Source organism: Mesorhizobium sp. M7A.F.Ca.US.006.01.1.1, assembly GCF_003997935.1.
Taxonomy (GTDB): Bacteria; Pseudomonadota; Alphaproteobacteria; order Rhizobiales; family Rhizobiaceae; genus Mesorhizobium.
Genome location: NZ_RZQL01000062.1, coordinates 1 through 22,382, shown reverse-complemented (window position 1 = coordinate 22,382; position 22,382 = coordinate 1). Strand labels below are relative to the sequence as shown.

Sequence of the window (22,382 nt, the reverse complement as noted above, 5' to 3'; positions counted from 1 at the left end):
GGAAGTGGCGGCATAATCGGCTCTTTAAAAACTTCGCAGTTCCAAAGCCCCGTCCAGTTCACTAATGTTGCGTCGCAATAGCGGCCTCCGGTGAACCATGTCCGACGCTCCCAAGACCTCCGGCATGACCCGACTGAGGAACTATTTCCTCACGGGCTTCATCGTCTGCGCGCCGTTGGCGATTACCGCCTACATTGCCTGGTCGTTCATCGGCTGGGTCGATTCCTGGGTGAAGCCTTATATTCCGGCCCGCTACAGCCCTGACACCTACCTGTCGTTTCCGGTGCCGGGGTTCGGACTGATCGTGGCGCTCATCCTGATCACGCTGATTGGCTTCCTGACGGCAAACATCGTCGGCCGCGCCATCGTCAATTTCGGCGAGCGCCTGCTTGGCCGCATGCCGCTGGTGCGCGGCATCTACGGCTCGCTGAAACAGATTTTCGAGACCGTGCTGTCCAACAAGGGCGATATGTTCCGCCAGGTCGGGCTGGTCGAATATCCGCGCAAGGGCGTGTGGTCGCTGGTTTTCGTCGCGAGCGAGAAGGAAACCGAGATCAACCAGAAGCTCGACCAGGAAGGCGATCCGCTGATCGCCGTATTCATGCCGTGCACGCCGAACCCGACCACTGGCTTTCTGATGTACGTGCCGAAGTCGGATATCGTGCTGCTCGACATGACGATCGAGGACGGTGCCAAGCTGATCGTCTCAGCCGGGCTGGTGGCGCCCGAGGTCAAGCAGATGGTTGTCGTGAACGGCGAGCCGATCGAGGGAGTGCTGGCCAACCCGTCGGTTGCCGCCCTGGCTCAGCCGGCGCGCAGGAGCCGCACGGCTTCGTCGCGGCCGAACAAGTAAAGCAGCAGGCGCAACGCCTCACCACGCTGCGATTGCAGCTCCGGATCGCGTGACAGGATAAGTCTGGCATCGTCGCGGGCGGCCTCCAGAAGGTCGGCATGCGCCTCGATGCGCGCCACCTGGAAACCCGGCGTGCCGGACTGGCGCGTGCCCAGCAATTCGCCTTCGCCGCGCAGCTTCAGATCCTCTTCGGCGATCAGGAACCCATCCTCGGTCTCGCGCATCACCGACAGCCGACGTTTCGCGGTCTCGCCGAGCGGATCCTTGTAGAGCAGCACGCAGGAGGAGGGTTTGTCGCCACGCCCGACCCGGCCGCGCAGTTGGTGCAACTGGGCTAGGCCAAAGCGCTCTGCATGTTCGATGACCATGACGGTGGCGTCCGGCACGTCAACGCCGACCTCGATGACGGTGGTGGCGATCAGGATGCGTGTCTCGCCTTGCTTGAAGGCGCGCATCGCCTCGTCCTTCTCGGCACCCTTCATGCGGCCGTGAACGAGACCGATGCGATCGCCGAACAATGGTTTCAGCGAGGCGAAGCGGTCTTCGGCCGACATCAGCTTGATTTCTTCCGATTCCTCGACCAGCGGACAGATCCAGTAGATCTTCTGGCCGCCGGCGACGGCGTCCACCATGCGGTCGACCAGTTCGTCGAACCGCTCGAGCGGCAGCGTAACGGTACGGATCGGCTGCCGGCCGGCCGGTTTTTCCGTCAGTTTCGACACGTCCATGTCACCGAAGGCGGTCAGCACCAACGTGCGCGGGATAGGAGTGGCCGTCATCACCAGCATGTCTGGTGCATCGCCTTTGGCGGTGATGGCAAGCCGCTGATGGACGCCGAAACGGTGCTGCTCGTCGATCACGGCAAAGACCAGGTCGTGGAAGGTGACGGTCTCCTGGAACAGCGCATGGGTGCCGACGACGATGTCGATCTCACCGCTTGCCAGGCCGGCCAGCGTATCCGCGCGTTCACGGCCCTTCTCGCGGCCGGTGAGGATGGCGATGCGCAGCCCGACCTTGGCGGCAAGCGGCGTGATGGTCGCCAGATGCTGACGCGCCAGGATTTCGGTCGGTGCCATCAAGGCAGCCTGGCCACCGGCCTCGACGGCACGCGCCATGGCCAGCAGCGCAACGACGGTCTTGCCGGAACCGACATCGCCCTGCAGAAGCCGCAGCATGCGCTCTGGGTCGGCGAGGTCGGCATTGATTTCGGCCAGCGCAAACTCCTGGCTTGATGTCAGCGAATAGGGCAGTGCGGCCCGCAGTTTTTCGACGATGCGGCCGTCGCCGACCAGGGGACGCCCGGACAGGCGGCGGACCTTTGCCCGCACCAACGCCAGCGAGACCTGGCCCGCCAGCAACTCGTCATAGGCTAGCCGCCGCCAGGCGGCACCGTCGACGGAGACGTCAATCGGGTCGGCGGGATTGTGGATGCGGGCGAGCGCATTGCCAAAGGCCGCAAAGGTGTGGCGGCGCATGAAGGCGCCGTCCTGCCATTCGGGAAGTTCAGGCACGCGCGCCAGCGCCTGGCCGATCGCCCGGCGCAGCACCTTGCCCGAGAGCCCTGCGGTGAGCGGATAGACCGGTTCGACCAGCGGCAGGTTTTCCGCCTCGCTGGCCAGCGCAATATGGTCGGGGTGGACCATGCTCGGGCGGCCGTTGAACCATTCCATGCGGCCCGAGACCACGACATGCTCGCCCTCGGGCATCGCCTTTTCGAGATAGGAAGCGTGAGCATGGAAGAAGGTCAGCGCGATCTCGCCGGTATCGTCATGGGCGAAGACCCGGTAGGGCACCGACCTGTTGCCGCGTGGCGGCGGCTGGTGGCGGTCGATGCGCACCTCCAGCGTCACAATCTGGCCTTCCGCGGATCCTGCGATGCCCGGGCGGCTGCGCCGGTCTATGACGGTGTGCGGCAGTACGAACAGAAGATCACCGGCACGCGCCGCGCGATCGCCGAGATCGGCCGGGACAACCTTCTCGATCAGCGCGCCGACTTTCGGTCCGACGCCTGCAAGCGACGTGATCGGGACAAACAAGGGATCGAGGATGGTCGGGCGCATGATGTCAGCTTATGTTGCGACGGCGGCAGCGCAAGGCTGACAGCCCCTTCTATCCACGCTATATGCGCCGCAACAAGCAAGGATGCGGCACGATGACCGGAACGACGAGATCAAGCGAGGGGCTGGACGTGCGCCGCCGCAAGCTTCTGTTTCGCTCCTGGCATCGCGGCATGCGCGAGATGGACCTGATCCTCGGCACTTTCGCCGACGCTGAGATCGGCGCCTTGACGGCCGAGGAAATCGACCAATATGAGAGGCTCCTCGACATTCCCGATACCGAATTCCTGCCCATGGTCACCGGCGAACGCCCGGTTCCGGCCGATATCGATTGCGCCGTCCTGCAAAAGATCCTGGCTTTCCGCCACTCCATGACATTCTGAAAACGACATTCTGAACACAAGCAATTCCAGGAAAAGTGCGAAGCGGTTTTCCGTTGGGAGTTGCGATAAAACAAGACCGTGATTTCATGAGCCTCATTCCCACCATCGGTCTGCCGAAAGGCCGCGCCGGCCAGTTCATCGTCGACGGCGTCGCCGACGGCTACGAAGCCTTTGCGCTGGTGCAGGCGGCACTCGAGATCGCGCCCGACAAGCCGGTTCTGTTCGTCGCGCGCGACGGTCAGCGCCTGCCGGCGATCATCGAGGCATTGTCCTTCGCTGCCCCCGGCCTGCCGGTGCTGGAACTGCCGGCCTGGGATTGCTTGCCCTACGACCGCGTCTCGCCCGGCTCCGATGCGGCCGCCAAGCGCCTCGACGCGCTGACCGCCATGATCGCGCTGGCGAAGAAGCCGCACCGCGCCGTCATCCTCACCACCGCCAATGCGCTGCTGCAGCGCATTCCGCCGGCGGATCTCGTCGAGGCACAGACGTTCCACGCCAGGCCCGGCAACCAGATCGACATGAACGTACTGGTTTCGCGGCTGGAAACGTCCGGTTTCGAGCGCGTCCCGACCGTGCGCGGCATCGGTGAGTTCGCAGTGCGCGGCGGCATTCTCGACCTGTTCGCCCCCGGCTGGACCGAAGCGCTCAGGCTCGACTTCTTCGGCGACACGCTGGAATCGATCCGTGTGTTCGACGCCGCCACGCAGCGCACCACCGGGCAACGCAAGTCGATGGCGCTGCAGGCGATGAGCGAAGTGGCGCTGACGCCGGAAACCATCAGCCGTTTCCGCCGCTCCTATATCGAAGCCTTTGGCGCTCCACAGCGCGATGACGGGCTCTATGCAGCAGTCAGCGAAGGCAGGCGGTTTGCCGGCATGGAACACTGGCTGCCGTTTTTCTATGAGCGGCTGGAGACGGTGTTCGACTATCTGCCTGACACGCCTGTCATCTTCGACCATCTGGCGCATGAGGCGCTGGCCGAGCGCCACACGCTGATCCTCGACCACTACGAGGCGCGCAGGAAGCAGGCCGATGGCGCCTTGAAGGACGCCGTGCCCTACAAGCCGGTGCCGCCAGACCTGCTCTATCTCTCGCCGGACAACCTGATTGCTTCGCTCGGACCGCGTGAAGCGATCGACTTCACGCCGTTCGACGCGCCCGACGTTGGCCCCAAGAAGGTCTATCACGCCGGTTCGCGCCACGGCCGCAGCTTCGTCGAGGAGCGCGCCGATCCGAACGCCAACGTGTTCGATGTCGTCGTCAAACACATCGCCGATGAGCGTGCGGCGCGCCGCCGCATTGTCATTGCCGGCTGGACCGAAGGCTCGCTCGACCGGCTTGGCCAGATCCTTGCCGAGCACCATCTCGGCAACCTCAAGCAGGTCGCGACGCTGGCGGAAGCCGAAAAGCTCGAGCCGGGGCAGGCGGCCCTGGCCGTGCTGCCGCTTGAATCCGGCTTCGAGACCGAAAAACTGGTCGTCGTCGCCGAACAGGACATTCTGGGCGACCGGCTGATCCGGCGCTCGAAACGCAAGAAGCGTCCCTCGGATTTCATTGCCGAGGCCTCGGCGCTGTCGGCCGGCGACATTGTCGTCCACGCCGACCACGGCATTGGCCGCTTCATAGGCCTGCGCACCATCGAAGCGGTCGGCGCACCGCATGACTGCCTGGAAATCCACTATGCCGGCGACGACCGGCTGTTCCTGCCGGTCGAGAACATCGAACTCCTGTCGCGCTACGGTTCTGACACGGCCGAGGCGACGCTGGACAAGCTTGGTGGCGGCGCCTGGCAGTCGCGCAAGGCGCGGTTGAAAAAGCGCCTGCTCGACATGGCCGGGCAGCTGATCCGCATCGCCGCCGAGCGGCAGATGCGCTCCGCACCGCCACTGGTGCCGGCAGAAGGCCTCTATGGCGAGTTCGCGGCCCGCTTCCCCTATGAGGAGACCGACGACCAGCAGACGGCGATCGACTCGGTGCGCGACGATCTGGCCGCCGGCAAGCCGATGGACCGGCTGATTTGCGGTGATGTCGGCTTCGGCAAGACCGAAGTGGCGCTGCGCGCTGCCTTCATCGCGGCGATGGAAGGCTTTCAGGTGGCGGTTGTGGTGCCGACGACATTGTTGTCGCGCCAGCATTTCAAGACGTTTTCGCAACGGTTTTCCGGCCTGCCGATCCGCGTCGGCCAGGCCTCGCGGCTGGTCGGCGCCAAGGAACTGGCCGAAACCAAGAAGGGCATCGCCGAAGGGCAGGTCGACATCGTCATCGGTACGCACGCGCTGCTCGGTTCCGCGATCTCGTTCAAGAACCTTGGCCTGCTGATCATCGACGAGGAGCAGCATTTTGGTGTCAAGCACAAGGAGCGGCTGAAGGACCTGAAGACCGACGTCCATGTGCTGACGCTTTCGGCGACGCCGATCCCGCGCACGCTGCAACTGGCGTTGACCGGCGTGCGCGAACTATCGCTGATCGCCACGCCGCCGGTCGACCGCATGGCGGTGCGTACCTTCATATCGCCCTTCGATCCGCTGGTCATCCGCGAGACCCTGCTGCGTGAACGCTATCGCGGTGGCCATTCCTTCTATGTGGTACCGCGCATCAGCGATCTCTCGGAAATACATGATTTCCTGAAGGAATCCGTGCCTGAACTGAAGGTCGCGGTGGCTCATGGCCAGATGCCGCCGGGCGAACTGGACGACATCATGAATGCCTTCTACGACGGCCAGTACGATGTGCTGTTGTCGACCACCATTGTCGAATCCGGGCTCGATATTCCCACCGCCAACACGCTGATCATCCACCGCGCCGACATGTTCGGCCTGTCGCAGCTTTACCAATTGCGCGGCCGCGTTGGCCGCTCGAAGGTGCGCGCCTATGCGCTGTTCACGCTGCCGGCCAACCGCAAGCTGACCGACACCGCCGAGCGCCGGCTGAAGGTACTGCAATCGCTCGACACGCTCGGCGCTGGCTTCCAGCTCGCCAGCCACGACCTCGATATAAGGGGCGCCGGCAATCTTCTCGGCGAAGAGCAGTCCGGCCACATCAAGGAGGTCGGTTTCGAACTCTACCAGCAGATGCTGGAAGAGGCCGTCGCCGAGGTGAAGGATTCCGGCGAAGTGCAGGATGGCGGCTGGTCGCCGCAGATTGCCGTCGGCACGGCGGTGATGATCCCGGAAAGCTATGTTCCGGATTTGCAGCTCCGGCTGGCGCTCTACCGCAGGCTTGGCGATCTCGAAAACACCGAGGAAATCGATGCTTTCGGCGCCGAGCTGATCGACCGCTTCGGCCCGCTGCCGGAAGAGGTCAAGCATCTGCTCAAGATCGTCTTCATCAAGGCGCTCTGCCGCAAGGCCAATGTCGAGAAGCTCGACGCCGGGCCGAAGGGCGTCGTCATCCATTTCCGCAAGCGCGAATTCTCCAACCCGGTCGGGCTGGTCCGGTTCATTGGCGAGCAGGGCTCCTTGGCCAAGATCCGGCCGGATCACAGTGTGGTGTTCGTGCGTGACTGGCCGACCGCAGAGAAGCGGCTGGCGGGCTCCGCGGTGGTGATGACGCAGCTGGCACGGCTGGTGGAGAAGGCTGCCTAGAGCAGCCGGCACATTCGCCAGCGCTTGAATTCCGGTCTAGAATAGGAAATCGGCTTCGTGTATGGAGCCGCGATCCCCAAATGGGGGCGGGAATGGCGGAGTATAGGCCGCTGGAAAGAGCGTTGGGTGCAGCGATGACGAAATGGTCGCCGAATTCGTGGAGAGCAAAGCCGATCAAGCAGGTTCCTGCCTATCCGGACCTTGCCGCGCTGAAGAACACGGAGGCCCAGCTCGCAACCTTTCCGCCGCTGGTTTTTGCCGGTGAGGCGCGCAAGCTGAAGAAGCAGCTCGCGGCCGTCGCTGCCGGTGACGCATTCCTGCTCCAAGGCGGCGATTGCGCCGAGAGCTTCGCCGAACATGGCGCGGACAACATCCGCGACTTCTTCCGCGTCTTCCTGCAGATGTCGGTGGTGCTCACCTTCGCCGGCGCGCAGCCGGTGGTGAAAGTAGGTCGCGTTGCGGGCCAGTTTGCCAAGCCGCGTTCGTCCGACAACGAGACCAAGGGCGAGGTGACGCTGCCCAGCTATCGCGGCGATATCATCAACGGCATCGAATTCGACCCCAAGTCGCGCATCCCGGATCCCGCTCGCCAGGAGATGGCGTACCGCCAGTCGGCGGCGACGCTCAACCTCCTGCGCGCTTTCGCGCAAGGCGGCTATGCCAGCCTGGAGAATGTGCACCGCTGGATGCTCGGCTTCGTGTCCGACAGCCCGCAGGGCGAGAAATACGAGTCGCTCGCCAACCGCATCACCGAGACGATGGACTTCATGAAGGCCGTCGGCATCACTTCGGAAACCAACTACGCGCTGCGCGAGACCGATTTCTACACCAGCCACGAGGCGCTGCTGCTCGGCTACGAGGAGGCTTTGACCCGCGTCGATTCGACCTCCGGCGACTGGTACGCCACCTCGGGTCATATGATCTGGATCGGCGACCGTACGCGCCAGCCCGACCATGCACATGTCGAATATTGCCGTGGCATCAAGAACCCGCTCGGCCTGAAATGCGGCCCGTCGCTGACGCCGGACGGCTTGCTAGAACTGATCGACCTGCTTAATCCCGAAAACGAGCCCGGCCGGCTGACGCTGATCGCCCGCTTCGGTTCCGACAAGGTCGCCGACCATCTGCCGAAGCTGGTACGCGCGGTGCAGAAGGAAGGCCGCTCCGTGGTGTGGTCGTCGGACCCGATGCACGGCAACACGATCGAGGCCGCCGGTTACAAGACGCGGCCGTTCGACCGCATCCTGAAGGAGGTTCAGACCTTCTTCGAAGTGCACCGCGCCGAAGGCACGCATCCGGGCGGCATCCATGTCGAGATGACCGGCAAGAACGTCACCGAATGCACCGGTGGCGCGCGCGCCATCACCGCCGAGGAGTTGCAGGACCGCTACCACACCCATTGCGACCCGCGCCTCAATGCCGACCAGGCGATCGAACTGGCCTTCCTGGTCTCCGATCTGTTGAAGAAGAGCCACCCGGTGCAGCACAAGCAGGCGGTCAACGGCTAAGCTTGTTTTCGGCCTGAACGTTGATGAAAAGAGCGCTGGAGAAATCCGGCGCTTTTCTTTTGGTTGGTTCAGTGCCCGCGTTTCCAGCGCAAGTCGGTTAGACGGGGATCGGCAAAGGCGGTTCTGGAAAATTCGATCCGTTTTTCTGGAAATTCGCAGATCGCCTGCACGCCGAACGCGCCGAGGCGGATCCGCCAGGTCTGCGGCTCCATCGGCTGGGCCTTGGCAAAGCCGCGGCAGGTCAGCAGCGCAATGTTGGCGCCCCTGGGGTCACGTGCCGAGCGGTAGCGGATCGCCTCCAGCCCGGCTTCGCGGGCAGTATCGGCAATGGCTTGGCAAGCGGCATAGTCGGTCGGATGCGCCCATGCAGCGGCGTCACGATCGAGCGGCGGCCGGGTGAGATCGATTGCTCCAGCGCATTTGATCGCCGCGGCAAAGGCCGTGTATTCGGCGGCGTCGCCTGGCCATGGTGTTCCGGGCGACTCGGCAAAGAACAGCAGCCGGTAGAAGGCCATTTCGGCAACCGCGGTCATCATGGTCTCGGCCGCATAGTAGACGCCCTTGGTCCTGCCGGCGCGGCGGAAGCGCGAACCGTGCGGATAGACCGAGCCGTAGCGGAAGGGCGTCGCCAGGAGATAGTGGAGATGGCGGCATTCAATCGGGATTTGCGGCTTGGTTTCCTCGATCAGGTCTTCCAGCATTGCCTGCTCGTCGAGCGTGTCGACGATTTTCAGCGTCGAGACATGGTGCTGCGCTTCGACCATGCGCCAGTATTTGCCGTCGATGCCGACGGTCTCAGACGAGAGCGCGTCGGGAGTCCAGATAGGCAATAACATCGACGAGCCCGGTGATGGTGGGGATTTTTTCAAGCGGAGCGGCGTCGAACGCCGTGTTGGCGTTCTTCAGCCATGCCCGGGCGACGACCGCGTCGCCACCGACAATGGCGTCGAGCGAGCGGAACAGCCTGACGAACAACACGGCAAGCTCGAATGGCTTGGTGCCGCGCTCGAGCAGGAATTCGTCCCTGCGCATGCGCGAAACCGTGGCCTCCGAAACACCGATCACCGAGGCCAGCATCCTGGCGGTGATGTCCAGCAGATCGGCCGCGCGCAGCGTGGCCTTGGTCAGGACTGCGTTTTCGGCTGTCTTGGCAGCGGTTTGAGGTTGCATCGCGGTGCTTTCCTATTTCTGTGGAAAATATAGGCCACGAAAATTCATATGGAAAGGGGCGGATGCAAAACAATCCGCGGAAGCGATAGACAGAGAAGCTCAGTCCTTTTTGTAGAGCAACCAGCTCTTGCCGGCCCGGCCTGCCATCGTCGAGTGCTTGGTGACCCGGTTGCGGCCGCTGACCTTGGAGCGATAGAGCGCCCGGTCGGCCTTGGTGTAGAGGTCTTCGGGTCCTTCGGCTTCGGATGCCATGCAGATACCCATCGAGACGGTGACGGTGCCGTAATTCGTGCCGGTCTGGCTGCTGGTGAACGGCGTCTGCTCGATCAGGGCGCGAATACGCTCCGCAACGTCATAGGTGGCGTCCTCGCTGGCGCCCTCGATGATCAGCGCGAACTCCTCGCCGCCGGTGCGGGCGACGAACATGTCGCCGCGAATGCTGGTCTGGAAGATGTCGGCGATGCTCTGGATGATCTTGTCGCCGACCGGGTGGCCGTAGCGGTCGTTGATGTCCTTGAAGCGGTCGATGTCGGCAAGGACCAGGGCGTTGAACAGGATACCCCTGTTGCTGTTGTAGATCCTGGCGATTTCCTTGTCGAAGGCGCGGCGATTCCAGATGTGGGTCAAGGGATCGGTGTCGGCCAGCCGCTTGTACTCCTCGAGTTTCGATTTGACGCTCTCGAGTTCGGCCGTCTTGTCGCTGAGCGTCGAGGCCACCTGCCGGCCGTGATCGATCGTCGAATTGGTGGCAGTCGCCATGGCGTTGGCGATCTTGTGCAAAAGATCCTGGGAGAGAAGGCTGCGGCCGCTGAGGCCGCTCGATGTCTCGTCGAGAATCCTGCCGTATTTCTCGATGTGGCTGCGCTCGCTCCGCAGCAGCGAAGCAACCTCCTCGAGCTCCCTGGCAATGACGTCTCGGGCATGCTCGACGATGCCAGGACCATGGTTGTGGGCAAAGAAAGTGCGCCCGATCTGATCCAGTTCATCCTGTGTCGGCCGGCTGCTCAGCGAAACGACGGCCAGGCTGAGTTCGCGATTGGTACCGCTCAGGGCCTCATAGAAGATCTCGTAATTGCGCGGCAGGCCGAGCACGCCCAATTGGCGCATTGTGGCGACAACAGTGGCTGCGATGTCGGTGCTTCGTTCGGTCGGGACAGCTGCCGGCTGCATTGGTTCTTCCCCTCGGATGTTCCGCGGAATTCGCGGATTCCCTTTGTCGCCGAGCCCTGGGGAATGCGACCGACGCTTCGGAACAACTTGCGAAAGATGCGTCCCCACCTACGGCCTTCGCTTGCAGTTGACCATAAATGCGCTGTCGCTAAAGTTTCCTTAACTGACAGAGGTTCAGCGGGTTTTCTCTGTCTGCGGGCTGCAAAAGCTCTAATCCGCGCGTCCAACAGTTGGAAACAACGCCGGTGCGGCGGCTTGAATTCGCGATTCGCGCATCGCACTCTTGAAAATGAAACCGAATTTCGGATTCTCCACGCCAGTACATGTCGCATTTGCTTGCGTGCGTGCGCCGCAAAGCTGGAATCCTGAAGGCGATACCAGGCACTTTTCTTCAAGGAGGATCGACGTGAGTGATGGTCACCAGGGGTCGTGCCTGTGCGGAGCGGTTCGCTTCAGAACGAATGGAGCGCTGCGTGGCGTCGTCTATTGCCATTGCTCGCAATGCCGCAAGCAGAGCGGCCATTTCTATGCCGCGACCAATGTCGCCAACGCCGACATCGTGATCGAAGGCGAGGAAAGTATCACCTGGTATGAAGCCTCCACCTTCGCCAGGCGTGGGTTCTGCAAGGCATGCGGCTCGGTGTTGTTCTGGAAGCCGCGAGACCAGGACTACGTTTCGGTCATGGCGGGATCGTTCGACAGGCCGACAGGTCTTGAGGGGGAATGCCATATCTTCGTCGGTGACAAGGGCGACTATTATTCGATCGACGACGGGCTGCCGCAGTTTGAAAAGTCGACACCGTCCATACCGGTTGCTGAATGAATCTTGGACAAGTCACCTTATTCCATTGATCTGGCCAGCCATTGCATTATCCCGTGCCGGTGATTCGCAAAGGGGTTTGGCATGCAGCGGCTGATCGATGCTTATTTCAATTCGGTGCGGGCGTTTCGCAAGCTGGCCACCAGCGAGAAGGCTTTCCAGCAGGAGCTGATGCTGCTGGCGCTGGCACTGCCGCTCGGCTGGTTCGTTTCGATCTCGTGGCGCGGTTATGCCTTGCTGATCGGTGCGGTGCTGCTCTTGATCATGGTCGAGGTGCTGAACACCGGCATCGAGGCGGCATGCGACGCTTTCAGCCGCGAGTTCAATGTCGACATCCAGCTGGCCAAGGATTGCGGTTCGCTGGCGGTGCTGATTTCGGTACTCATCGTCGCCGGCGTCTGGGGCATCGCCATCATCGAGCGGATCACGGGACTACCGATCTAGCCTTTCGATGCCTATATGCCAGTCACCAAAGGAGACTGTCATGGCCGGGGCCGCCAATTTTCTGTTTCTCGAACGCGTGGGCCTGCCAGACGATCTGCGCTGGCTCGTCGAAAAATACCCGCGTGAAAACTGGCAGGACCATGCCAACATCCATGGCATCGCCAATATGTGGCTGCAGCGGCACGACATGTTCCGCGAACTTGGCGGCATGCTGGCCGACGGTATTGGCGACTACCGTGAGGGACGGCTGACGGCGCCTGATTTCGCGCGCTGGTTCGCGCCGCGCCTCAATCATTTTCTTGGGCACCTCGACGGTCACCACAATGTCGAGGATTATCAATATTTCCCGGTCTTCGCCAAGGCCGAGCCCCGTTTGAAGCGCGGCTTCGAGATTCTCGATGCCGACCACCACACCATCCATGAAGGGCTGGAGCGCAATGCCGAGGCGGCCAATGCGTTCATCAAGACGCTTCAGGAGAGCGAAGACAGACAGCGCTTCGCCGCCGACGTCTATGCCGACGAAAACAGCCGGCTGATCGCCATGCTGACAAGGCATCTTGCCGACGAGGAAGACCTGATCATCCCGCTGATCCTCGATCGGGGTGATCAAGCGCTCGGCGTGGATTGATCGTCAGCTTTCCCTGGCGCGTTCCTTCCTGGCGATGTGACGGGCGACGAGCCATGCCAGAACGGCCACGGTCAGGCCGATGCCAAGCCCGATCAGCAACCGTTCGTGATGCATCAACGCCTGGCCGATGAAGTGCTCTGCGCCAAGTCCAAAGACATAACCGATCGTACCGAACAGTACCGCCCAGATCGCCGATGAGATGGCGTTGAGGATGACGAAGCGCGGCGCAGGGATATTGGAGAGCCCGGCTGCAATGCCGCCGACGAGACGCATGCCGTAGATATAGCGGTTGGACAGCACGAAAATGTCGGGATGGGTGTTGAGCAGGCGAAAGGCGCGGCGAAAGCCGGGCCGCTTGCGCAATCTGACGACATAGGGATGGTCGGCAAAGCTTCGTCCGAGGATGAAGAAGAAAGTATCGCCGACGAAGGCGCCGAGCGCGGCCGCTAGGACCGCGTGCCACAGCACAAAGACCTGCTGGTGGGCAAAGAAACCGCCAAGAATGGCGGCACTTTCGCCCTCCGCGATGCAACCGAGAAAGACCGCGAGCAGCCCGTATTGTTCGATGAAATGATGGATGGCCTGCGTCATGAGGGTTGGGTCTGGGGGTTGAGCCGTTCGTCAATTCGCTTCAGCTGTTCGGCTATCTGCGCGATCTCGTCGCGCATGCCGATGATCTGGCTGTGGCGCAACTCGTCCAGCTTTTCGTGCAGCGCCATGATCTCGATCTCGGCCTTGAGGTTGACCTCGTAGTCGTGAGCGGCGTCGATGCGGTCGCGCGCCGCCTGGCGGTTCTGCGACATCATGATCACCGGCGCCTGCAAGGCGGCGATCATCGAGAGGACGAGGTTGAGGAAGATGAAAGGGTAGGGGTCAAACGAATCTCGCCCCAGCAGCCACCAATTGGCGCCGATCCAGAGGATCAGGAAGGCGATGAAGGACAGGATGAACGTCCACGAACCGCCGACGCGCGCAATGGCATCGGCGATACGGTCGCCCGCGCCCTGAAGGCTGGCAAGACTGTCGTTGATGTCCTGCGATATGGGCTTGCGGTCGACGGTACTCTGCAGCACCCGCCTCTCAAGCTCGCTCAAATTCTCCGGATTTCGCCTCAACCAACGATTGGCCAGTTCGGGCACGGTCTTGTTCATGGATGTCTCCATACAAAGCATCGGCTTGGCAGCCTGGTTTCCATATAGGAAGATGCCGCTTCGTCAAAAGCACGACGTAGGGATGGAAGCAGAATGCCCGATTTCGCAAAAATCCGTGCACGTGCCGCAAAACGCAAGTGTGGCGAGGAGGAACTGACGTCCCTGTTGGGCCCAGCGCCTGACAATGCCGCCGTGGCTGACATCCCCGATGACCGCATTCTCTCCGTTATGGCCGAGCGCGTCTTCGCCGCCGGTTTCGTCTGGCGCGTCATCGAGCAGAAATGGCCTGGCTTCGAGGAGGCGTTTCTGCGCTTCGAGCCGAAGCGGCTGTTGTTCCAGCCCGATGATTTCTGGCACGATCTGACGGCCGACCAGCGCATCGTACGCAACCCGCAGAAGATCAGATCCGTGCGCGACAACGCTGCCCTCGTCGAGCGCGTGTCGAAGGAATATGGCGGCTTCGGCCAATTCCTCGCCAACTGGCCTGCTGACGACCAGGTCGGGCTGATGGCCTGGCTCGGCAAGCATGGCAGCCGGCTGGGCGGCAATACGGGCCAGTATTTCCTGCGCTGGCTGGGTTGGGATGCGTTCGTCATCTCGGGCGATATGGCCGCGGCGTTGCGCGACGCCGGCCTCGACATCGCCGAAAGCCCGACTTCGAAGAAGGATCTGGACAAGATCCAGAGACAAATCAATCAATGGGCAGCGGAGACGCATCTGCCGCGCCGGCATATTTCACGCATCCTGGCGATGTCGATCGGCGAGAACCATTCGCCGCAAGCGCTGCGAGAATATATGGGCGACGATTGATACCTGGTCGCTCGCCACGATCGGCATTCGTCGATCGCTCAAACACGATCGAATCGATCGGTCTGGACACGAATGACATTCGTCATTCGCTCCGAATTGGTCCAAACGAACGCCATTGCCCGGGCAAATTTGCCGCGCTAAGTCAGCAGGCATGACCAAGAAGCTCGATATCCTGCGCATCGCCGTCGCCCAGCTCAATCCGACTGTTGGCGACATTGCTGGCAATCTCGCCAAGGCCCGCGAGGCGAGGGCGGATGCCGCACGTCAGGGCGCCGATCTCGTGCTCTATACCGAGCTTTTCCTCGCCGGCTACCCGCCGGAGGATCTGGTGCTGAAGCCGGCCTTTTTGAAAGCCTGCGAAAAGGCGGCACAGGACTTTGCCGCCGACACTGCGGATGGCGGTCCCGGCGTCATCATCGGCACGCCGCTGAAGCGCAAGAGCGGCACGCACAATTCGATCATCTTCGCCGACGGCGGCAAGATCATCGCCGAACGCTACAAGCTCGATCTGCCGAATTACGGCGAGTTCGACGAGAAGCGCGTTTTCCAGGCCGGGCCCGAGATACAAGGGCCGGTCAATTTCCGCGGCGTGCGCATCGGAATTCCGATCTGCGAGGACATCTGGGGCGATGTCGATATCTGCGAATCGCTGGCCGAAAGCGGGGCGGAAATCCTGCTGGTGCCAAATGGTTCGCCCTACTACCGCGCCAAGATCGATGTCCGCCATCAGGTCGTCATCCGCCAGGTCATCGAATGCGGGCTGCCGATGATCTATGCCAACCAGCTTGGCGGCCAGGACGAGCTGATCTTCGACGGCGCCTCGTTTGCCATTGGCGCCGACAAGACGCTTGCCTTCCAGATGAGCCAGTTCGAGGAAGCGGTCGACGTCACTACATGGAAGCGGACCCGCGACGCCGCAGGCGCGCAAAATGGAAATTCCGAAGGCTGGGTCTGTTCCGAAGGGCCGATGTCGAAAATCCCGGACCGGGAGGAGGCCGACTATCGCGCCTGCATGCTGGGCCTGCGCGACTACGTCAACAAGAACGGCTTCAAGAATGTGGTGCTTGGTCTGTCCGGCGGCATCGATTCGGCGATCTGCGCGGCGCTGGCCGTCGATGCGCTCGGCGAGGAACGCCTGCGCGCGGTGATGATGCCCTACCGCTACACCTCGAAGGACTCGCTGAAAGATGCCGAGGATTGCGCCCGGGCGCTCGGCTGCCGCTACGACATCGTGCCGATCTTCGAGCCGGTCGAGGGGTTCCTGCACGCGCTGACGCAGATGTTCGAAGGCACCAAGGAAGGCATCACCGAGGAGAATTTGCAGAGCCGCGCGCGCGGCACCATCCTGATGGCGATCTCCAACAAGTTCGGCTCGATGGTCGTCACCACCGGCAACAAGAGCGAGATGTCGGTCGGCTACGCCACGCTCTATGGCGACATGAATGGCGGCTTCAATCCGATCAAGGACCTCTACAAGATGCAGGTCTACGCGCTGTCGCGCTGGCGCAACAGCCACGTGCCGCCGGGCGCGCTGGGGCCCTCGGGCGAGGTGATCCCGAAGAACATCATCGACAAGGCGCCGTCGGCGGAATTGCGCGAGAACCAGACCGACCAGGATTCGCTGCCGCCCTATCCGGTGCTGGACGATATCCTCGAATGCCTGGTCGAAAACGAGATGGGCGTCGACGACATCGTTGCGCGCGGCCATGACCGGGCCACGGTGACGCGCATCGAGCATCTGCTCTACATCGCCGAATACAAGCGGCGGCAGGCGGCGCCGGGCGTGAAGATCACCAAAAAGAATTTTGGCCGCGACCGCCGCTATCCCATCACCAATCGTTTCAGGGATCGCAGCTAAGTACCGAAAGCGCGGCCGCGCGGCCGGGGACAGCCATGCCCGATTGTGAAATCAGCTTCGATATGTCACGGATCGATTTCCGTGCGACATCGGACCTGTTGATGGCAAGCTATTGGGGCGCCGGACGCACTGACGAAGTCCATCGCCGCGCCTTTGCCAATTCACTGTGCGTCGGCGCCTATGTCGATGGCAAGCAAGTCGGCTTCGGCCGCGCGATCACCGATCGCACGGTGTTCGCCTATCTCGCCGATATCATCATCTGGCCGGAGAACCGCGGGCAGGGCATAGGCAGCCGGCTCGTCCAGGCCCTGATCGACCATCCGGAGGTCAGGACCGTTTTCCATTGGAGCCTGTCGACCAGCGATGCCCATGGCATGTATGAAAAGCTCGGGTTCAAGCCATCGACCGATGGCCGCTACATGCGGTTCGATCGCGATCCCGGATGAAGCGGCATGCGGCGATGACTTGACGCCATTGTTGCAAAATAATCGCAGTGGTTGGACCAGATACGCTTTTGGCGTTACCCCGTCTTGGCGATTTATCGGAGCGTCTCTATAAGGACCCCTCCGCAATTGTCTTGCGGGAGGTCCGAATGGCAGTATTTCACATGGTAATGCGAGGCCGCGAAGCCTAGGTCTCATCCGGCGCTCCGCGAAGGTTTGCCCTTCGTGCTGATGCCGGATCGAGCACAGGCTTATGCCGATGCCGGTCGCCGCCCGATCATGGGCGAGACGCCAAATATGCCACTCCGCTTTCCGGGCACTCATTGGCCCCTTGCGCGGCTTCTTCAATTTTCGACCTATTGGGATCGGGCTCGTTTGTGCCCGAATGACATCATGGCTCGTTTTAAGATCGATTTGCGCGCGAGCGCCTTTCGCAGCGTTCTTGGCTTCACGTTTACCCATTGGCGGCGCCAGCCGTGGCGGCTTTCGCTCATCATGGGCAGCTTCCTGCTGTCGACGTTGGCCGATGTGCTGACGCCGCTCTATTCCGGCCGGCTGGTCGACGCCGTCGCCAGCAGCGCCGGCGCCGACGCGATTGCCTGGAATGCCGCGCTGATGGCGTTCTCTATGCTGATGGCGCTGGCGCTGGCCGGGGTTGTGTTGCGCAACCTGGCGTTCATGGGGATCGTCGAGCTGACGTTGAAGATGATGGCCGACATCGCCGCCGATGCTTTCCATCGCGTCCAGCGCTTTTCCACCGACTGGCATGCCAACAGCTTTGCCGGCTCGACCGTGCGCAAGGTGACGCGCGGCATGTGGGCGCTCGACCTGCTCAACGACACCATCCTCATCGCGTTGCTGCCGTCGATCGTCATGCTGGTCGGCTCGACGTTGCTGCTCGGCTGGTTCTGGCCTTTGATGGGTGCGGTCGTTGCTGCCGGTTCGGTGCTGTTCATCACGGTGACGGCACTGCTGTCACTTGGCTATGTCGCGCCGGCGGCGAGGCTCGCCAACACCTGGGATACCCGCCTCGGCGGCTCGCTGGCCGACGCGGTCAGCTGCAACGCCGTCGTCAAGGGCTTTGGCGCCGAGGAGCGCGAAGAACGCCGCCTGGCCAAGGTCGTCGCCAAATGGCGTGCGCGTACACGGCGCACCTGGGTGCGCGGCACCATCAACGGTACCACGCAAGGGGTGCTGCTGCTGGTCATGCGCGCCGCGGTGATCGGCCTGGCGCTGATGCTGTGGTCGTGGGGGCAAGCGAGCGCCGGCGACGTTGCCTTCGTGCTGACCTCGCTCTTCGTGCTGCAGGGCTATCTCAGGGATATCGGCACGCATATCCGCAATCTGCAGCGCTCCATCAACGATATGGAAGAGCTGGTCGATTTCCAGTCCGAACCGCTCGGCATCGAGGACCGGCCAGATGCCAAGCCGATCAGGATCACCGAAGGACGGATCAGCTTTGACAACGTCACCTTTCACTATGGCCATCACCGATCGGCGCTTTATCGCGACTTTTCGGTCGATATCGCGCCAGGTGAGCGCGTCGGGCTGGTCGGCCATTCGGGGTCGGGCAAGACGACCTTCGTCAAGCTTATCCAGCGGCTCTATGATGTGAATGCGGGGAAAATCCTGGTCGACGGCCAGGACATCTCGCAGGTGGCGCAAGCCTCGCTGCGTGGGCAGATCGCCATCGTTCAGCAGGAGCCGATCCTGTTCCACCGGTCGCTGGCCGAAAACATCGCCTATGCCAGGCCGAGTGCGACGCAGGAGGAGATCGAGCATGCCGCGAAACTGGCGAGTGCGCATGACTTCATCACCAACCTGCCGAAGAGCTACGGCACGCTGGTCGGCGAGCGCGGCGTGAAACTGTCGGGCGGCGAACGTCAGCGCGTGGCGATCGCGCGCGCCTTCCTTGCCGATGCGCGCATCCTGATCCTCGACGAGGCGACATCGAGCCTCGATTCGGAATCGGAGGTGCTGATCCAGCAGGCGATGGAGCGGCTGATGGTCGGCCGCACCACGCTGGTCATCGCGCACCGGCTTTCGACGGTGCGGGCGCTCGACAGGCTGCTGGTCTTCGATCGCGGCAACATCGTCGAGGAAGGCTCGCATGACGAACTGATCCGGCTAAAAGGCGGCATCTACCGTCGCTTGTTCGAACGCCAGGCGCTGGAACTGACCAAGGGACTTGTCAGCTGATCTGAGGCGGCCTTCAGCTTAGGCCGGAGGCCGCCTCTGTCCGGCACTGTCAGTCCAGCGGAGCAGGGCATGCCATCGCAGGGGCGGCAGCCGACATGCCCGTCAGCGCCGTAATGCTGGCCGACCAAATTTGCCTGTGAAGTCCTGTTCCGGATAGGAAGTCTTGGGACCTCTGTTCATCATACTGACTGAGATACGTTGTTTCTACCATTGGTTGATATATATCCGATGGAAGGCAACCTACGGACGTTCTTCACGATGCATCTTTCTGCGAATGCCGAGGATAAGTTGGCTGCGCCGTCAGTGCTGGAATCTCAGCATGGCTCGGTTCGGCCGCTCGCTGCCGAAGATCTCGAGCGCGTCGCCACACTCTTCCTGACGAAGTTTCGCCGGCGGCGCCGTCACCTCGTCGATCGAGCGATCGCAGAGACGGCCGCGTATATGAGAGAGATTTATCTCGACCCTGCCAGCCAGTCCGGTGAAAGCAACGCTCTTGTCCAGATCAATCGGCAGGGTCGTCTGGGTGGATTCCTCGGCGTTCTGAAAGCCCGCTACGAGCTCAATGGAGCGCCATTGAGTGCGGCGATCATCGGGCCGCTCATGGCCGACCCCGGCACCGATGACGGCTCGGCCGGACCGCAATTGCTGCGGGCTTTGCATCTAGGCGAATTCGATCTGCAGCTGACCGATTCAGCCAACCGGACATCCTTGGCCTTCGCGCGTCCGATGAAGTATCAACTCCTGCCGGTGCATTGTCTGGGATGGACATATGTTTTCCGGCCGGCGGGAATGGCCGCCGCCGCACTGCACCGCAAATGGCCCGGCCTGCCTCACCTTGTATTCGACCCCTTTGCGCGAGCATTCGATGCTCTTGCGAAAAGAAGGTTCGAGCCCCCCGTCCAGCATTCATCGTCGCATCGCACCCACCGTGAGCCGATCAATGCCGTGCAATTTGCCGAGAAGCTGCCGACCCTCCTGTCTGGTTACGCTCTTCGGCCGAGTTGGAAGGATGGGGAGCTGCCACGGCTGCTTGCGCTGGCGGCTGAGAAGCGGGCCGACGGCCCCCTTCATTTCGGTGGGACCTACGACGAAACGGGCAAAATGCTCGGTTGTTATGCCTTCTATGGTCAAGCCGGCGACATGGCGAGCCTGTTGCAAATCCAGGCATTCGGATCGCACTGGGGTGCGACGCTGGATGCGCTTGTCGCCGCCGCATGGGAGATGGGCTGCGTGGGCATCACCGGACAGACGCAGACGAGATTCATATCTCAACTCTTTGGCTACAAGAATGTCTTCTTCCGCTATGCCGGGGGAACCATGGTCCGCTCGCGGATCGCCGAGGTCACGGAAGCGGTCCGTTCCGGCGACATCTTTATCGGTGGATTGATGGGCGACCGCTGGACCCGCCTCAGTTCCGATGATTTCGGCCGCTGATCGCCTTCAGCCGGTCGTCGGCCCCAGCGGCTGGCAGCGCTCGGTTACAAAGGCCGCCTGCTGACTGGGCGCCTCCTGAGGCGTCCAACGCCCGGTCTTTTCATTCCAGCCGCCATGTTCTATGTCTGCCGGACAGCGCGGGGGCGCGTCTTGTCAATCGTAAAAGCATCCGGTACGCCCCGCTCATGACAGTTACCGTTCGTTTCGCCCCTTCGCCGTCCGGCCGCATCCATATCGGCAATGCGCGCACGGCTCTGTTCAACTGGCTGTTCGCCATGAACAACAAGGGTCGCTTCATCCAGCGCTTCGACGACACCGACATTGCGCGCTCGAAGCAGGAGTTTTCCGACGCCATCCTCTACGACCTGCATTGGCTGGGCATTTTTCCCGACGCCACCGAGTACCAGTCGCGGCGCTTCGAAGTCTATGACGCCGCGGTCGAGAGGCTGAAGACGGCAGGCGTTCTCTATGCCTGCTATGAAACGCCGGAGGAACTCGATCTCAGGCGCAAGGTGCGCCGCACGCGCGGCCTGCCGCCGGTCTATGGCCGCGAGGCGCTGACGCTGGCGCAAGAGCAGATCGACGAGTACCAGGCCGATGGCCGCCGGCCGCACTGGCGTTTTCTCCTCCCCAATTTCTCAGACGATCCGCAACAGCCCGAACGCACCGAAATCCATTGGAACGACCTGGTGCGCGGTGAGGAAACCGTCGACCTCGCTTCGCTTTCCGACCCGGTTCTGGTGCGCGAGGACGGCACCTATCTCTATACGCTGCCTTCCGTGGTCGACGACATCGAGATGGGCGTCAGCCATGTCATCCGCGGCGACGACCATGTCACCAACACCGGCGTGCAGATCGTCCTGTTCCAGGCGCTGGCTGCCGAGCCGCCAGTGTTCGGCCACCATAATCTCCTGACCACCGCATCGGGCGAGGGCTTGTCGAAGCGCACCGGCGCGCTCTCCATCGAGAGCCTGCGCGAGGACGGCATCGAGCCGATGGCCGTCGCATCATTGGCCGTTCTGGTAGGCACTTCGGAGAATGTCGCAGCAATGCCGACGATGGGCGAACTCGCCGAACGCTTCGATCCGGCGGCGACATCGAAATCCGCGGCCAAGTTCGATCCCGACGAGCTGTTCGTGCTCAACCGGTCGCTGCTGCACCACATGCCGTTCACCGAGGCACAAGATCGTCTGATCGTGCTCGGCGTCTCTGGCGAGCAGGCCGAACCGTTCTGGCTGGCGGTGCGCGGCAATCTCGACAGGCTGGCCGATGCGGTCAATTGGTGGCGCATCCTGCGCGAAGGGCCTCAGGAGACGCCGGAATTTTCCGATGAGGACCGCGACTTTCTTCGACAGGCGTTCGACCTGTTGCCGGAGGAACCCTGGACCGCGACGATCTGGAAGGACTGGACGGGCAAGATCAGGGAAGCGACCGGCCGCAAGGGCAAGGCGTTGTTCATGCCGCTCAGGACAGCCCTTACCGGACTGCCTTCGGGGCCGGAGCTTGCAGATCTATTGCCGCTGATGGGTCGGGAAGGAACGTTGGCCCGACGACCCTGACCTTGCGCTGTTCCGGCGGCAGCGCGGATACGGGCGACGTCACCGGCTTGGCGGAAAGCCGCTTGATCGCCTCGCGGTCGAGCCCACCTTCCAGATTGGCCAGCGTTTCGGAATCGGCGCCCGGATCAGGTTTTGCAACCGGGACTGGAATGAATGGTGACGCGTCTGTCTCGGGCTGCGATTGCTGCGGATTCGGCGGGTTGCCGGCAATGATCTGGAAACCCTGCGCAGCGGCGTTGCAGCCGCAGGCCGGCGGCCGCGACATGTCGGGCTGCTTGTAGAGATAGGCGGTCGACAATTCGCTTTAGGGC

Annotated in this window: 19 protein-coding genes and 1 pseudogene; 13 read left to right on the top strand and 7 right to left on the bottom strand. The window is 62.3% G+C overall.

Translation table 11 applies throughout. The features are described from left to right. Positions 1–97 precede the first annotated feature (97 nt). The gene (locus tag EN943_RS13310) at positions 98–853 is read left to right on the top strand and encodes a DUF502 domain-containing protein (RefSeq protein ID WP_127412940.1); all 756 of its coding nucleotides are present in this window, start codon (positions 98–100) and stop codon (positions 851–853) included. Here EN943_RS13310 and recG read toward each other — a convergent pair. Next, the gene (recG, locus tag EN943_RS13305; protein WP_127412939.1) at positions 805–2,913 is read right to left on the bottom strand and encodes an ATP-dependent DNA helicase RecG; all 2,109 of its coding nucleotides are present in this window, start codon (positions 2,911–2,913) and stop codon (positions 805–807) included. The two genes, EN943_RS13310 and recG, sit on opposite strands and share 49 nt — an antisense overlap. A 92-nt stretch (positions 2,914–3,005) precedes the next feature. Here recG and EN943_RS13300 point away from each other — a divergent pair, with 92 nt between their 5' ends. The 3 genes from EN943_RS13300 to EN943_RS13290 all read left to right on the top strand — a co-directional run bounded on the left by EN943_RS13300 (position 3,006) and on the right by EN943_RS13290 (position 8,385). Continuing rightward, entirely contained in the window at positions 3,006–3,293 is a 288-nt protein-coding gene (locus EN943_RS13300; RefSeq protein ID WP_127383020.1) for a succinate dehydrogenase assembly factor 2, read from the top strand. Positions 3,294–3,379: 86 nt separating this feature from the next. Continuing rightward, on the top strand, positions 3,380–6,877 hold the full coding sequence (gene mfd, locus EN943_RS13295; protein ID WP_127412938.1) for a transcription-repair coupling factor: 3,498 nt from the start codon (positions 3,380–3,382) through the stop codon (positions 6,875–6,877). Between the two features lie 134 nt (positions 6,878–7,011). Then, positions 7,012–8,385, top strand: a complete 1,374-nt coding sequence (locus EN943_RS13290; RefSeq protein ID WP_027036780.1) for a 3-deoxy-7-phosphoheptulonate synthase class II — start codon at positions 7,012–7,014, stop codon at positions 8,383–8,385. 68 nt (positions 8,386–8,453) lie between these two features. On the opposite strand, the gene EN943_RS13285 is transcribed toward EN943_RS13290, so the two are convergent. The 3 genes from EN943_RS13285 to EN943_RS13275 all read right to left on the bottom strand — a co-directional run bounded on the left by EN943_RS13285 (position 8,454) and on the right by EN943_RS13275 (position 10,725). After that, a complete protein-coding gene (locus EN943_RS13285) occupies positions 8,454–9,221 on the bottom strand; it encodes an RES family NAD+ phosphorylase (protein ID WP_127412937.1) in 768 nt (255 codons plus the stop codon). Then, positions 9,181–9,555, bottom strand: a complete 375-nt coding sequence (locus tag EN943_RS13280; protein ID WP_127412936.1) for an MbcA/ParS/Xre antitoxin family protein — start codon at positions 9,553–9,555, stop codon at positions 9,181–9,183. Before EN943_RS13280 ends, EN943_RS13285 begins: the two co-directional genes overlap by 41 nt. A 99-nt stretch (positions 9,556–9,654) precedes the next feature. Continuing rightward, complete coding sequence (locus EN943_RS13275) at positions 9,655–10,725, bottom strand: GGDEF domain-containing protein (RefSeq protein WP_127412935.1); 1,071 nt, start codon at positions 10,723–10,725, stop codon at positions 9,655–9,657. 406 nt (positions 10,726–11,131) lie between these two features. Here EN943_RS13275 and EN943_RS13270 point away from each other — a divergent pair, with 406 nt between their 5' ends. The 3 genes from EN943_RS13270 to EN943_RS13260 all read left to right on the top strand — a co-directional run bounded on the left by EN943_RS13270 (position 11,132) and on the right by EN943_RS13260 (position 12,617). Further along, positions 11,132–11,548 carry a GFA family protein gene (locus EN943_RS13270; protein WP_127412934.1) on the top strand — a complete coding sequence of 139 codons (417 nt, stop codon included), beginning with the start codon at positions 11,132–11,134 and terminating at the stop codon, positions 11,546–11,548. A gap of 81 nt (positions 11,549–11,629) precedes the next feature. Beyond that, the gene (locus tag EN943_RS13265) at positions 11,630–11,989 is read left to right on the top strand and encodes a diacylglycerol kinase (RefSeq protein ID WP_023810560.1); all 360 of its coding nucleotides are present in this window, start codon (positions 11,630–11,632) and stop codon (positions 11,987–11,989) included. 40 nt (positions 11,990–12,029) lie between these two features. Continuing rightward, the gene (locus tag EN943_RS13260; RefSeq protein WP_127412933.1) at positions 12,030–12,617 is read left to right on the top strand and encodes a hemerythrin domain-containing protein; all 588 of its coding nucleotides are present in this window, start codon (positions 12,030–12,032) and stop codon (positions 12,615–12,617) included. A gap of 3 nt (positions 12,618–12,620) precedes the next feature. Here the strand turns inward: EN943_RS13260 and EN943_RS13255 are convergent, their stop codons facing one another. Together EN943_RS13255 and EN943_RS13250 are read right to left on the bottom strand one after the other, a co-directional pair. Further along, positions 12,621–13,208 (bottom strand): DedA family protein, encoded by a 588-nt coding sequence (locus tag EN943_RS13255; RefSeq protein ID WP_127412932.1) that lies wholly within the window; start codon positions 13,206–13,208, stop codon positions 12,621–12,623. Next, positions 13,205–13,768 (bottom strand): DUF1003 domain-containing protein, encoded by a 564-nt coding sequence (locus EN943_RS13250; RefSeq protein ID WP_127412931.1) that lies wholly within the window; start codon positions 13,766–13,768, stop codon positions 13,205–13,207. The genes EN943_RS13255 and EN943_RS13250 overlap by 4 nt, the downstream gene beginning before the upstream one ends. 93 nt (positions 13,769–13,861) lie before the next feature. Here EN943_RS13250 and EN943_RS13245 point away from each other — a divergent pair, with 93 nt between their 5' ends. From EN943_RS13245 to gltX, 6 genes are all read left to right on the top strand, one after another. Continuing rightward, positions 13,862–14,578: a DNA-3-methyladenine glycosylase I gene (locus tag EN943_RS13245; RefSeq protein WP_127412930.1), complete on the top strand. Its 717-nt coding sequence runs from the start codon at positions 13,862–13,864 to the stop codon at positions 14,576–14,578. Between the two features lie 151 nt (positions 14,579–14,729). Further along, on the top strand, positions 14,730–16,436 hold the full coding sequence (locus tag EN943_RS13240; RefSeq protein WP_127412929.1) for an NAD+ synthase: 1,707 nt from the start codon (positions 14,730–14,732) through the stop codon (positions 16,434–16,436). 35 nt (positions 16,437–16,471) lie between these two features. Then, positions 16,472–16,882, top strand: a complete 411-nt coding sequence (locus EN943_RS13235) for a GNAT family N-acetyltransferase (RefSeq protein WP_127412928.1) — start codon at positions 16,472–16,474, stop codon at positions 16,880–16,882. A 390-nt stretch (positions 16,883–17,272) separates the two neighbouring features. Continuing rightward, the gene (locus EN943_RS13230) at positions 17,273–19,078 is read left to right on the top strand and encodes an ABC transporter ATP-binding protein (protein ID WP_127412927.1); all 1,806 of its coding nucleotides are present in this window, start codon (positions 17,273–17,275) and stop codon (positions 19,076–19,078) included. Between the two features lie 228 nt (positions 19,079–19,306). Then, the gene (locus EN943_RS13225) at positions 19,307–20,512 is read left to right on the top strand and encodes a hypothetical protein (RefSeq protein WP_245475841.1); all 1,206 of its coding nucleotides are present in this window, start codon (positions 19,307–19,309) and stop codon (positions 20,510–20,512) included. Between the two features lie 185 nt (positions 20,513–20,697). Beyond that, positions 20,698–22,071: a glutamate--tRNA ligase gene (gene gltX / locus EN943_RS13220; RefSeq protein WP_127412926.1), complete on the top strand. Its 1,374-nt coding sequence runs from the start codon at positions 20,698–20,700 to the stop codon at positions 22,069–22,071. Here the strand turns inward: gltX and EN943_RS13215 are convergent. Continuing rightward, a pseudogene (locus EN943_RS13215) lies at positions 21,989–22,382 on the bottom strand (hypothetical protein); the annotation flags it as partial. The gene gltX and the pseudogene EN943_RS13215 overlap by 83 nt on opposite strands.